A 12,574-nucleotide genomic window follows, 5' to 3' on the forward strand; every position below is an offset into this window, starting at 1 on the left:
TAACGGGTTTTCCCATCGATGGATGCTTGACGATCGAGTCAATCCGTTGACGGTACGGGGCGGTTCATTCTGCCAGACGGAGAAGGACCGCCGGACGATGCCTCCGGCAAGCGGGAGCCCGCTGCCCGGTATAACCATTACACCAGTTCAAATTCGAGTTGAGGAGGTTGCTATGGATCACGTTCGTGAAGTAATGGGCTTCGGAGGAATTCTTTTTGGCATGCTGGCTTTCGTTATATGCGGGCTGCGGGTCATCTTCGGGAAGAACCGGCCAACCAAGATGTATCTGGTTGTCGTGCCCGTGATCCTGCTCACGGGCCTGCAGTTTTACCTGATCGGGCGGTTTTCCCTCACGATCTCCTGGTGGGGCACGCTGGCCGCAATCGCGGTGGGCGGCCCTTTCCTGCTGGTTTCATTCGTTGTCATCGCCAGGCGCAAGGCGATCCCGATCCTGAGTTCCGTTTATGGAATCACCACGGGAGTGGAGGAGATCGTCGTGGGAACGGATCAGATGACGTCATCCAGCTCCACGCTGGCGGAGGGGGCCAGCGAGCAGGCCGCGGCCATCGAGCAGACCTCGGCATCCCTCGAGGAAATGACGTCCATGACCGCCCAGAACGCTGAAAACGCGAACCAGGCGAATGCCCTGATGTCGAAAGACACCCGGGAAAGCTACGGCATCATGGAGAAAAAGATGAACCTGATGCACGAGGTCGTCCTGGCCAGTGTCCAGGCCGGCGAGGAGACCGCCAAGATCATCAAGACCATCAACGAGATCGCCTTTCAGACGAATCTCCTGGCGCTGAACGCCGCTGTCGAGGCGGCCCGTGCCGGGGAAGCGGGGGCCGGTTTCGCCGTCGTGGCCGAGGAGGTCCGCAGCCTGGCCCTGCGCTCCGCAACGGCGGCGCGTAACACGGAAGACCTGATTGCCGATTCGACGGGGAAAACACGCCAGGCCTCGAACCTGTTCGAAGAGATAAACAAAGAACTTGCGAGGAATCGGAATATCGCGATGAAGGTAACGGACCTGATCGGACAAGTCGCCGAAGCCTCCAGGGAGCAGGCCCAGGGGATCGACCAGATCAATCGGGCCGTGGCGGAAATGGACAAAGTCGTCCAGCAGAATGCCGCCAGCGCGGAGGAATTCTCCGCCGTGACCGAGAAGATCAAGGATCAGGTGAGCAACATCCATGGCTACGTCGACAGGATCAAGCCCATCCTCGGGGAGGAGATCATTCTGGCCATGGGGAAAAGGGCCGGCGCATCGGGCAGGCCGATGAGGGAAGAAGACGCTGCGTTTCCGGTGCATGTGGGGGAAAGGCCGTTGAGCCTTCCGGCAAAAGTCTGAAATTGCGGGTGTCCTGCCCGGAGCGGCTTTCGGTCCGATGGCGCATCGGATTTCAGGGGCCGTCCTGAACGGCAGGCAGGCCGCCGTATGGAGTACAGGGACCGGCTGAGGGATCAGCCGGTCCTTCGCATTCAAGGGGCGCGTTCCGGGGGGATTTCGCCGTAAGCCGTTCTTCCATGTTTCCCGATCGGCTCCCGTATGCTATGACCACCCCATGGAAGACCGTTCCCCCTTCAAGTCCGGTTTCATCGGCATCATCGGCCGGCCCAACGTGGGCAAATCCACCCTCCTGAACACCATCCTGGGGGAGCGCCTGGCCATCACCACACCCAAGCCCCAGACGACGCGCAACCGGATCATGGGGATCCACACGGATGCGCAGGGCCAGTTCATCTTTCTGGATACGCCGGGGATTCACCGCGGCGACAATCCCCTCAACCGGTCCATGGTTTCCGCCGCCCGGGAGACGTTCCGCTCCGCCGATATCCTGCTCCTCCTGGTGGAGGCGCCCCGCATCGACGGGAACGACCGGGAGATTGTCGCGTCCCTGGCGGAGCTGTCCCTGCCGGTGATCCTCGGGGTCAACAAGATCGATACGATTCGGAAGCCCCTCCTCCTGCCGCTCATCGACGAGGCCCGGGGACTGTATCCATTCCAGGCGATCGTTCCCCTGTCGGCCCGGAGCGGCGATGGAGTCCCGGTCCTCCTGGAGGAGATCCGGAAGCTCCTTCCGGAAGGCCCGCCGCTCTTCCCGGAGGACACCCTGACGGACCGGCCGGAGCGGTTCATTGCCGCGGAGATCGTCCGGGAGAAGATCATCCTGTCCACGAGGCAGGAGATCCCCTATTCCTCCGCCGTCACCGTAGACACCTTCCGGGAGGAGCCCGGGCGGCGGCTGATCCGGATCCAGGCCACGATCCACGTGGAGAAGGAGTCCCAGAAGGCGATCCTGATCGGCCGCAAGGGGGCCATGCTCAAGGAGATCGGCACCCGGGCCCGGCAGGAGATGGAGCGGTTCTTCGATTCCCGGATTTTCCTGGAGCTGTTCGTCCGGGTGCAGAAGGACTGGACGCGGGATCCGCGGGCACTCCGGGAGTTCGGGTATGCGGAAGAGGACGGGTAGCCGCAGGGGGATAGATTCCGCCGATGAGCTGGCGCGAACGGATCGTCGACGTCCTGGGCCTGAAGAGCAGCATGGTCGCCCTGCTGTCCATGGTGGTCCTCGTCGGCCTGGGGGAAAAGATGGCCGAGCGGTTCCTGCCGCTCTACCTCCTGGCCCTGGGAGGCGGCATCCTGTCCGTCGGCATCCTCAACGCGATGGACAATTTGCTGTCGGCCCTCTACTCCTTTCCCGGCGGCTACCTGAGCGACCGCCTGGGGACCAAGCGGGCGCTCCTCGTCTTCAACCTGATCGCGATGTTCGGATACGCCATCGTGATCCTCTTCCCCTACTGGCAGGCGGTGATCGTCGGATCCGTCTTCTTCCTGTCCTGGACGGCCATTTCGCTCCCCGCCACCATGAGCCTCGTCTCCCGAATCCTGCCGGAGAACCGGCGCACCATGGGGGTCTCCCTGCATTCCCTGGTCCGGCGGATTCCCATGGCCCTGGGGCCCCTTTTGGGAGGGCTCCTGATCGGCCTCTACGGGGAAAAAACGGGGATCCGCCTGGCCTTCGGGGTTGCGCTGGTCCTGGGGCTTGTTTCCCTGGTCCTGCAGCAGGCGATGATCGAGGACGATCCGGTGCGGGGTCGTGGGGAGAAACGTCCCTCCCGGCTGTGGCGGTTCATGAGCCCGTCCCTGAAAAACCTCCTCGTCTCCGACATCCTGATCCGCTTCGCCGAACAGATCCCCTATGCCTTTGTCGTTATCTGGTGCGTGAAGAACAACGGGATCAGCCCGTTCCAGTTCGGAATCCTCACCGCCGTGGAGATGGCCGTGGCGGTCCTGGTGTACATCCCGGTGGCATACCTGGCGGACCGGAGCGCCAAGAAGCCCTTTGTGGTGATCACCTTCGTCAACTTCACGGTCTTTCCGCTGTTTCTCCTGTTTTCCACGTCGTTTCCCATGATGGTGGCGGCCTTCGTGATCCGGGGACTGAAGGAGTTCGGCGAGCCCACGAGAAAGGCCCTGATCCTGGACCTGGCCCCGGAGGACCGGAAGGCTGGGATGTTCGGCCTGTATTACCTGGTACGGGACGTGATCGTCTCCGGAGCCGCCCTTGCCGGGGCGTTTCTGTGGGAGGTCTCGCCGGAGGTCAACATGCTGACCGCGACGGCCTGCGGCTTTCTGGGGACCGTCTATTTCTGGATCTTCGGCAGGGACCTCGGAGGGACGGGAACGCCCGCGGAGTCTCGTTGACGGAAGAGAAATGAGGAACCCTGCATCGTGATCAAGAGATCTTCATGGAAAAGAGCTTCCCGGAGCGCAGCCTTCCTGATTTGTGCCTGCCTCCTTCTCCAGTGTTCGTTTCCGAACGCGGTTTTATGGGACAGCGGCGAGAAGAAACCGGATCGGCTCTCGGGGGAAATGGAAACCCTCGTTTCCCGCGTGGAGAAGAAGCAGGAGAGCGCCTCCGGTTCCGACGGAAAACTCCGCATCACCTATCCCTATGACGGGTCCCTCTTTCCCCCGGAGATCGCCTCCCCGACAGTCACGTGGAATGACGATGATCCCCGGTCGCGGTGCTGGCTGGTTGCCGTCCGGTTTGAAGACGGGCGGTCCCCCATCTTCCTGCTGACGGAGGAGCGGTCCTGGACGCCCGGGCGGGAGACCTGGGAAGCCGTCAAGGATCACTCGAAGGAGAAACCGGCGACGCTGACCGTAACCAGCCTCCCGGACCGCCGATCGGGAGACGTTCTGTCCGGGCACACCGTTTCCATCGGCACGTCCAGAGATCCCCTGGGCGACTCCGTCCTCTTCCGCCAGATTCCCCTTCCGTTTGCCGTTGCCAGCAAGAGCTTCGAGAAGACCCGGTGGCGCCTGGGCGACATCTCCTCGTACGGAAAACCAGCCACCGTCATGACGGGCATCTCCGTGTGCGCCAGCTGCCACGCCGTCTCATCCGACGGGAAGTGGATCAGCATGGAGTACAACTACGGCGACGACAACGGAGCCCAGTTCATCACGCCGGTCCGGAAGGACATCGTTCTCACGAAAAAGGACTTCTTCACCTGGAGCGACTTTCCGAGGTCCGGCGTTCTCCCGCCGACGCGGGGGCTGTACGGGCGGATGTCCCCGACGGGCCGGTACGCCGCCGCGTCGGTGAACGAGATCTCCTACGCCGCCGTGATGGACGACCTGGACTACTCGCAGCTCTTCTTTCCGACCTTCGGCGTGATCGCGGTTTACGACTCGAAGGACGGCTCCATCAGGCTGCTCCCCGGCGCCAGCGACTATGATTACGTCCAGGCCAACCCGGCCTGGAGCCCCGACGAAAAATACCTTCTCTTCTGCCGGGCCAGGACCAAAAACGAGGTGCACGCGAACATCCTGAAGGTGACGACGGTCTTCGAGAAGAGAAGCATCCACGAACTGAACAAGCTCTACAACATTCAGTACGACCTTTACCGTGTCCCCTTCGATGGAGGGCGCGGAGGGGTGGCCGTGCCCCTGAAAGGGGCGTCGGAAAACGGCATGAGCAACTACTTTCCCCGCTATTCGCCCGACGGGAAGTGGGTCGTGTACACCCGGAGCCGTTCGGGGAGCATGCTCCAGCCGGACAGCGAGCTCTGGATCGTTCCCGCCAGGGGAGGGGAGGCGAGACGGATGAAGTGCAACCGGAAGACATTCAACTCCTGGCACAGCTGGTCGTCAAGCGGCCGCTGGCTTCTGTTCAGCTCCAAGGCGAACGGACCCTACACGGAGATTTTTGTCACCCACGTGGACGGGGAGGGGAACGATACGCCGCCGGTACTCCTGGCGCGGTTCAGCGACACCGGCTATGCGGCGAACGTCCCAGAGTTCGTTCCCATTCGTGCCGACGCGATCCGCAGCATCCGGGTTCTGGGTCCCTGATCGGTTGACATCCCCGGGAAATCCTGCTATGAGACCGACGCTTCTTAAATGGTTGTTTTCAGGAAGATTGCTCGCTTAATCCCATCCCCAAGGAGGAGATCATGAAACGCATTGCACTGTTTGCGGTCGGGTTGCTGCTGTTGACTTCCACCGCCATGGCCGCCGGTCCCGTGAAGATCGGCCTCATGGCGCCTCTCACCGGTCCCTGGGCCAGCGAGGGGAAGGAGATGAGGCAGGTCCTGGAGATGCTGAGCGCGGACCTGAACGCCAAGGGCGGGCTCCTGGGACAGAAGGTCGAGGTCATTGCCGAGGATGATGGCGGGGATCCGAAAACGGCGGCCCTGGCAGCGCAGCGCCTGACCACGAAGGGCGTGGCGGCGGTGATCGGGACGTACGGCTCCTCCGTCACGGAGGCATCCCAGAACATCTACAACGAATCGAAGATCATCCAGATCGCCAACGGGTCCACGGCGGTCCGCCTGAGCGAAAAGGGGCTGAGGTACTTCTTCCGCACCTGCCCGCGGGACGACGAGCAGGGACGGGTGGCTGCCCAGGCCATCCAGAAGATGAAGGCGAAGAACGTGGCGATCCTGCATGACAACACCACTTACGCCAAGGGCCTGGCGGCGGAGACGAAGGCCCTCCTGAAGGGCGTCAACGTCGTCTTCTACGACGCCCTGACTCCGGGCGAGCGGGACTACACGGCGATCCTGACGAAACTGAAAGCGGCCAGGCCCGACGTCGTATTCTTCACGGGCTACTATCCCGAGGCGGGGCTCCTCCTCCGGCAGAAAATGCAGATGAAGTGGAACGTCCCCTTCATCGGCGGGGACGCCCAGAACAACCCCGACCTGATCAAGATAGCCGGCAAGGAGGCCGCCAATGGCTTCTACTTCCTCAGCACGCCGCTTCCCAAGGACCTGCCGACGAAGGAATCGAAGGCCTTCGTGGATGCATACAAGAAGAAATACCGGGAGGCCCCGAGCTCCATCTATGCGCTCTTGGCCGGGGACGGATTCCGCGTGATCACGGCGGCCATCAAGGAGAAGAAGTCCGTCGATCCGGATGTGCTGGTGGCCTTCCTGAAGAAGGGCTTCAAGGACGACCGCGGCCTGACCGGGCGGATCGCGTTCAACGCGAAGGGCGACCGGGTGGGCGAGCTGTACAGGGTCTACAGGGTCGACGCGAAGGGGAACTTTGTCCTGCAGAAGTAACGGTCCGGGTGCTGGAACCGGCCGGATTCCAGCGGCCGGCGGACCGGACTGGATGAAGGGGGCGGAAAGGGGCGTTTCCTTTTCCGGTGTTATTCCATAGAGAAGGAGGGGTTCGGAGGGGCTGCGGTTGGAGCCGCGAGGAACCCCTTTTGCACGTCTGGTTCAGACGGCACAACGTGAAGTGCGCAGATGCCGCCGCCTTCCCGCGGGCGAGGCGGCGGTTGCGGGAACGGATCCGTCGTGGAGGAGTTTTTTCAGCAGTTTGCCAACGGGCTCGCCGTGGGCGGGATCTATGCCCTGATCGCCCTGGGCTACACCATGGTGTACGGGGTACTCAAACTCATCAATTTCGCCCATGGGGACCTGTTCACCATCGGCGCCTACCTGGGGCTGACCGTTCTGGCCGCTCTGGGACTGACCGAATTCTACGGTGCCGTCATCGGCGTCCTCCTGGTGGCGGTCATGATCATGGGAATGCTGGCGGCCATCGGTGCGGTCCTGGACCGGGCGGCCTATCGCCCCCTGCGGGAATCGCCCCGCCTCTCGGCGGTGGTATCCGCCCTCGGGGCCTCCATCTTTCTCCAGAACCTGGTGATGCTCATCTACGGGGCCAGGTTCCAGGTCTATCCGCTGGATCTCCTGCCGTCCACCGCCGTCTCCCTGTTCCAGGTGGACATCCCCGTCGTGAAGATCATCGTCCTGGCGGCGTCAATCATTCTAATGGCGGTCCTTTATCTCTTCGTCCAGCGGACCCGGATCGGGACGGCCATCCGGGCGGCCGCCATCGACCAGGGAGCGGCGAGGCTCATGGGGATCGACGTGAACCGGGTCATCCTGATCGTGTTCCTCATCGGACCCGCCCTGGGCGGCGTGGCGGGCCTGATGGTGGGACTCCTCTACGGACAGATCAACTTCACCATGGGATGGACGTACGGCCTCAAGGCCTTCACCGCGGCGATCCTGGGCGGGATCGGCAACATTCCCGGGGCCATGGTGGGAGGCCTTCTCCTGGGAGTCATCGAGGCCCTCGGCGCCGCCTATATCTCCATCGCCTGGAAGGACGCCATTGCCTTCTGCGTCCTCATCGCGATCCTCATCGTCCGACCCACTGGACTCTTGGGTGAACGGGTGGCGGAAAAGATCTGAGAGCCCGGGGGTAAAGGACGCATGAAAAACAACAGAAACGCCATCCTTTTCTTCCTGTCGGCGGCCGTCCTGGCGGTGCTCCCTCCGTTCCTGAACGCCTACTGGGTGGATGTCCTCAACGCGATCGGAGTCTATGCCATCCTGGGACTCAGCCTTAACCTGATCGTGGGCCACGCGGGGCTGTTCAACCTGGGCCATGCAGCCTTCTTCGCCATCGGGGCCTACACGGCAGCCATCCTCAACACGACCTTCGGAATTCCCATCCTGTGGCTCCTCCCGGTTTCCGCCCTGGCCGCCGGCCTTTTCGCCGCAGTGGTGGCCCGTCCCATCGTCCATCTCCGGGGCGATTACCTTTGCATCGTCACGATCGGCGTAGGCGAGATCGTCCGCATCGCCCTGGTCAACGACGTGTTCGGGATCACCGGCGGGGCCAACGGAATTTTCGGAATTTCCCGGCCGTCGGTGTTCGGGCTCGTCATCCGGACGCCCCATGAATTTTTCTACCTCATCGGGTTCTTCCTGATGGTCACCATCGTCCTGTTCCACTTCCTGGAAAACTCCCGCTTCGGCCGAGCCCTGAACTATCTCCGGGAGGACGAGGTGGCCGCCGAGGGGAGCGGCATTCCGACGGCCCGCTACAAGCTCGGTGTTTTTGCCCTCGGGGCAGCATGGGCGGGAATGGCGGGGCTGATCTTCGCCTCCAAGATGACCATCATCGCCCCCGAGTCCTTCAGCTTCTGGGAATCGGTCCTGATGTTCACCCTGATCATCCTGGGAGGGGCGGGAAGCATCCCCGGCGTGCTCCTGGGCGCCGCCCTCATCGTCGGGATCCCGGAAGTCTTCCGTGACCTTGCCAATGCCAGGATGCTCGTGTTCGGCGCCGCCATGGTGGCGATGATGATCTTCCGGACGGAGGGAATCATCCCCCAGAAGCCCCGGGTCTACCGGCTGGAAGGAATTTCCGGGGAGGAACGGCCGTGACCCCTCTGCTCTCGCTCCAGGATCTCACCAAATCCTTCGGCGGCCTCACGGCGGTGAACCGCGTCACCTTCGACGTGGAGGGGGGAAGCATCGTCGGGCTGATCGGCCCCAACGGCGCCGGCAAGACGACCGTCTTCAACCTGATCACGGGCAACTACAAGCCCGATGCGGGCCGGATCCTCTTCGAGGGAAAACCCATCGGCGGCCTGCTCACCTCGAAGATCGTGACCCTGGGAATTGCCCGGACGTTTCAGACGATCCGGCTGTTCCAGAGCTTGTCCGTTCTGGAGAACGTCCTGGCGGGCTGTCACTGCCGCATGCGGGCCGGATTTCTCTCGTCCATGCTCCGGACGCCCTCGCAGAGGCGGGAGGAACGCGAAGCGGTGGCAAAGGCCGTGCGGGAATTGTCTTTTGTGGGTCTCCACGAGCAGGTGAACCAGCTCTCCCGGAACCTGTCCTACGGGAACCAGCGTCTACTGGAAATTGCCCGCGCCCTGGCGACGGAGCCCCGCTTCCTGATCCTGGACGAGCCGGCGGGGGGAATGAACGAGCAGGAGACTGCCCAGCTGGCGGGACTGATTGGGCGGATCCGCGACCGCGGGGTCACGGTGCTCCTCATCGAGCACGACATGTCCCTCGTGATGAAGGCCTGCGAGAAGGTCGTGGTGCTGGAAAACGGGGAAATGATCGCCGAGGGCACGCCGGAGCAGATCAAGGAAGACCCGAAAGTCATCGAGGCCTACCTCGGGGTCGAGGGGGACTGAAATCCTGCAATGCTGAAGGCATTCACACCGGGAATACCTGAAAAACAGATCTTTCGCTTCTTCAGCGATTCACCAGGAGCAGATTGACATCCCGGCTGCTTTCCTTGAGCAGATGGCGCAGGACGGCCTTGTGGGCGGCGAAATCGTAATTCAGGAAGGCGTCCCGGACCTCTTCCGTCTCTCCGAGAAATCGGATTGCGACATGAAACCCCTGCTCCTGCTCGATGGAGCGGAGGACTTCCCCGTAAAGCGTGAGCAGGACATGGGGCTGTCCATAGAGGAGCAGCTTCAGCTCTAGAATTTCGCCCGGTTCGAACGCCTCGAGGGAGGAAAAGCGCATCCCGTTGGCGCTCAGGTTCAGAACCCGGAATGAAAGGGCTATGAATCCCTTTCTCTCGGGAATCAGTAGACTCAGGATGGCCGACAGCTTGTTGTCCAGGCGGGAGAGGACCTCGGAGAGGGACGCGCTGTCCAGGGAGGGGGGAGTCGTGAAGTCCACGATGATGGCCCCTTTTTCCACCTTCGAAACGAGTTCGTCGGCGGATGTCGCCGCAACGCGGAATGTCGCCATGGGCTGGTACGTATTAACCCTGGAATACCGGCGCAGATTCTTTTCTTTTTTTGAAGGTTTTCTTTTCAAGAGCATAACCCCCTGTTGTAACCGTGCATTTCATCCACCAGACCGGGATTGGGGCGGTCGGCGGGGAACCGGTCATCGTTTCTCGAATTCCTTGATGAGTTCCTCAATGGAGGCTTCTTCTTCGATACTTACCAGGTTTTCCAGGCCGCCCACGTCATGACCGCGCCGTGATGCAACGGCAGGTCCCTGCACGACCTCGAACGTGTCCGGGGCCGAGGCTGCCTCCGGAATGCGCAGAGGGGCCTCTGCGAACCCTCCCTTGCTCAACAGGGCTGAACGATACATGGGCTCCTGGGCCTCTTCTTCCGAAGGGCGGAAGCTTTCCGACGGGGAGACGAAATTGCGTCGCGTCGAGAGAAATTCTTCCATGTAGCGGTCCGACGAGAACATGCCGCTTCCTTTCCCTGTCTGGAGGAAGCCTTCGATCTGATGCAGCTTGTTGTCCCGGATGACCGTTTTGACCGGTGAGGTTCCTCTCAGGATGGAAAGGAGGGGAACCCGGAAATCAATTCCCTTGACGGATACGAGCTGTTGCACGATGAGCCAGGAAATGACGGAGGCAAGCTGAACCCGGATGGCATCCTGGGCGTCCGGAGGAAAAGAGTTCAGGAGCCGGTAGATTGCCTCTTCCACGCTGGAGGCGTGCAGGGTTCCAATAACCAGGTGGCCGGACTCGGCTGCGTTGAGGGTCAGGCGCATCGTCTCGGGATCCCGGAGCTCGCCGACCACGATCACGTCCGGGTCTTCGCGCAGGATGTCGACGAGTCCCTGGTCGAAAGACGGCATGTCCACGCCGAGCTCCCTCTGCTGGATGATGCATTTCTTGGAGCGGAATCGATACTCGATGGGGTGCTCCAGGGTAATGATGTGTCCCAGCCGGTTGAAATTGATTTCATCGATGATGGCGGCAATCGTGGCCGTCTTTCCCACGCCTGTGGCCCCGCAGATCAGGACGAGACCGGCGTCCGCCTGGCTGATTTCATGGAGACAGGGATGCAGATTCAGTTTGTCGATCGTAGGAGGATTGCCCGGCAGGACACGGATGGCCATGCTCAGCCCGCGGCTGGTGCTGAATGCGTTGATGCGTAAGCGGGCGCGGGCGACGCTGACGCCGAAGTCCACGGAAAAGCGCTCCTGCAGGGTCTGGAACTGTTCCGGGGAGATAAGCTTCCGGACGAGCACGTCGATTTCCCTGGCGCTCCAGGGACTGGCGCCATGGAAATAGATGCGTCCGTGTTTCCGGAAGGCCACCCGGTGGCCGGGAATGATATGAACGTCGGACGTCCTTTCCTGGATTGCCTGTTGAATCGTTTCTTCGAAACGCTTCATGATGTCCCCCCAACAGACGTGTTAAATATGCGTAAGATAAAAGAACCGAAGGCTGAGCCGGGACACCTGCCTTGCCATTCCCGGGGTATCGTCGCGTGCTCCATGGCTTCTATGAAATAGCAGCAAAGTAATTACAAAACGTTCTGGTAAATGCAAGGGGAAATGTTTTGGATTGTTGGATATTGCTGGTTTAGAGAAACGATCGATCGGGTCAGGAAGCAAGATTTCCCGTTGACTTCACCGGACCGAATATTTATGGATGCAGCCGTGCCGTTCATGACACGGCGGCGAGGAGCAAGATGTCGGAGATCCTGGGAATCAAGAACCTTCATGTTTCCTACGGGAATGTGGAAGTCCTGCATGGAATCGATCTGTCCGTAGAGGAGGGAGAGATCGTATCACTCCTGGGCGCCAACGGAGCCGGGAAATCGACGACCCTCCTGGCAGTCAGCGGGCTTGTCCGTTCGTCCGAAGGGACGATCTCTCTGGATCGGGATCCCATCCACCGCCTTCCCGCCCACGAGGTTGTCAAACGCGGGGTTACCCAGGCACCGGAGGGCAGGCGGATCTTCGGAACCTTGACGGTGGACGAAAACCTGACCCTGGGCGGCTTTGTCCGTTCGGATGCCAAGGGGATCGAAAAGACCCGCGACTGGGTCTACCGGTTGTTTCCCGTGCTGAGCGAGCGGCGTGAGCAGCTCGGCGGGACGCTGTCCGGGGGCGAGCAGCAGATGCTCACCATCGGCCGGGCTCTCATGGCCAGGCCCAGGATTCTTCTCCTCGACGAGCCTTCGCTCGGCCTGGCGCCGCTTCTCGTCCAGACCATCTTTCAGACCATCCGGGAAATCAACCGGGCCGGCCTGACGGTTCTCCTGGTCGAGCAGAACGCGCGGGCGGCCCTGAAGCTGGCGAATCGGGGATATGTCATGGAACTGGGCCGCATCGTTCTGGAGGATTCGGCAGCGAACCTGCTTGCGAACCCGGACGTCCAGAGGGCCTACCTCGGGGGGAGCCACAACTGACGGCGTTGCTGGGGAAGGCAGTCATGCGTTCCCAACAAGCGTGAAACGGCGACGAATGGATTTTCGCCTGTACGGATTCCTTAGCGATGGGAAACCGGCGGCCGGTGTGGGGAGAG

General features: G+C 61.7%; 11 protein-coding genes. 9 read left to right on the top strand and 2 right to left on the bottom strand.

Going from position 1 to position 12,574, the window contains the following annotated elements; translation table 11 throughout:
- The first annotated feature begins 172 nt into the window (after positions 1–172).
- The 8 genes from PLO63_04950 (at position 173) to PLO63_04985 (ending at position 9,467) form a co-directional block, all read left to right on the top strand.
- Positions 173–1,348 (top strand): methyl-accepting chemotaxis protein, encoded by a 1,176-nt coding sequence (locus tag PLO63_04950; GenBank protein HOI73478.1) that lies wholly within the window; start codon positions 173–175, stop codon positions 1,346–1,348.
- Between the two features lie 214 nt (positions 1,349–1,562).
- Positions 1,563–2,471 (top strand): GTPase Era, encoded by a 909-nt coding sequence (era, locus tag PLO63_04955; GenBank protein HOI73479.1) that lies wholly within the window; start codon positions 1,563–1,565, stop codon positions 2,469–2,471.
- Between the two features lie 23 nt (positions 2,472–2,494).
- The gene (locus PLO63_04960) at positions 2,495–3,706 is read left to right on the top strand and encodes an MFS transporter (GenBank protein ID HOI73480.1); all 1,212 of its coding nucleotides are present in this window, start codon (positions 2,495–2,497) and stop codon (positions 3,704–3,706) included.
- Between the two features lie 168 nt (positions 3,707–3,874).
- On the top strand, positions 3,875–5,362 hold the full coding sequence (locus PLO63_04965) for a hypothetical protein (protein HOI73481.1): 1,488 nt from the start codon (positions 3,875–3,877) through the stop codon (positions 5,360–5,362).
- A 101-nt stretch (positions 5,363–5,463) separates the two neighbouring features.
- Positions 5,464–6,576, top strand: a complete 1,113-nt coding sequence (locus PLO63_04970) for a branched-chain amino acid ABC transporter substrate-binding protein (protein HOI73482.1) — start codon at positions 5,464–5,466, stop codon at positions 6,574–6,576.
- Between the two features lie 240 nt (positions 6,577–6,816).
- Complete coding sequence (locus tag PLO63_04975) at positions 6,817–7,722, top strand: branched-chain amino acid ABC transporter permease (GenBank protein ID HOI73483.1); 906 nt, start codon at positions 6,817–6,819, stop codon at positions 7,720–7,722.
- Between the two features lie 21 nt (positions 7,723–7,743).
- On the top strand, positions 7,744–8,703 hold the full coding sequence (locus PLO63_04980) for a branched-chain amino acid ABC transporter permease (GenBank protein HOI73484.1): 960 nt from the start codon (positions 7,744–7,746) through the stop codon (positions 8,701–8,703).
- The gene (locus PLO63_04985) at positions 8,700–9,467 is read left to right on the top strand and encodes an ABC transporter ATP-binding protein (protein HOI73485.1); all 768 of its coding nucleotides are present in this window, start codon (positions 8,700–8,702) and stop codon (positions 9,465–9,467) included. Before PLO63_04980 ends, PLO63_04985 begins: the two co-directional genes overlap by 4 nt.
- A 61-nt stretch (positions 9,468–9,528) precedes the next feature.
- Here PLO63_04985 and PLO63_04990 read toward each other — a convergent pair whose 3' ends face one another.
- Both PLO63_04990 and PLO63_04995 read right to left on the bottom strand, forming a co-directional pair.
- On the bottom strand, positions 9,529–10,107 hold the full coding sequence (locus PLO63_04990; GenBank protein ID HOI73486.1) for a PilZ domain-containing protein: 579 nt from the start codon (positions 10,105–10,107) through the stop codon (positions 9,529–9,531).
- 72 nt (positions 10,108–10,179) lie between these two features.
- Positions 10,180–11,436 carry a PilT/PilU family type 4a pilus ATPase gene (locus PLO63_04995; GenBank protein ID HOI73487.1) on the bottom strand — a complete coding sequence of 419 codons (1,257 nt, stop codon included), beginning with the start codon at positions 11,434–11,436 and terminating at the stop codon, positions 10,180–10,182.
- A 299-nt stretch (positions 11,437–11,735) separates the two neighbouring features.
- Here PLO63_04995 and PLO63_05000 point away from each other — a divergent pair, with 299 nt between their 5' ends.
- Positions 11,736–12,458 (top strand): ABC transporter ATP-binding protein, encoded by a 723-nt coding sequence (locus tag PLO63_05000; protein ID HOI73488.1) that lies wholly within the window; start codon positions 11,736–11,738, stop codon positions 12,456–12,458.
- Positions 12,459–12,574 lie beyond the last annotated feature (116 nt).

This window comes from Syntrophales bacterium, assembly GCA_035363115.1.
Classification (GTDB): domain Bacteria; phylum Desulfobacterota; class Syntrophia; order Syntrophales; family PHBD01; genus PHBD01.

Excerpts from the sequence above, each read along its gene's own strand:
- PLO63_04950 (HOI73478.1), top strand. The coding sequence starts at position 173 with ATGGATCACGTTCGTGAAGTAATGGGCTTCGGAGGAATTCTTTTTGGC.
- era (HOI73479.1), top strand. The coding sequence starts at position 1,563 with ATGGAAGACCGTTCCCCCTTCAAGTCCGGTTTCATCGGCATCATCGGC.
- PLO63_04960 (HOI73480.1), top strand. The coding sequence starts at position 2,495 with ATGAGCTGGCGCGAACGGATCGTCGACGTCCTGGGCCTGAAGAGCAGC.
- PLO63_04965 (HOI73481.1), top strand. The coding sequence starts at position 3,875 with ATGGAAACCCTCGTTTCCCGCGTGGAGAAGAAGCAGGAGAGCGCCTCC.
- PLO63_04970 (HOI73482.1), top strand. The coding sequence starts at position 5,464 with ATGAAACGCATTGCACTGTTTGCGGTCGGGTTGCTGCTGTTGACTTCC.
- PLO63_04980 (HOI73484.1), top strand. The coding sequence starts at position 7,744 with ATGAAAAACAACAGAAACGCCATCCTTTTCTTCCTGTCGGCGGCCGTC.
- PLO63_04995 (HOI73487.1), bottom strand. The coding sequence starts at position 11,436 with ATGAAGCGTTTCGAAGAAACGATTCAACAGGCAATCCAGGAAAGGACG.
- PLO63_05000 (HOI73488.1), top strand. The coding sequence starts at position 11,736 with ATGTCGGAGATCCTGGGAATCAAGAACCTTCATGTTTCCTACGGGAAT.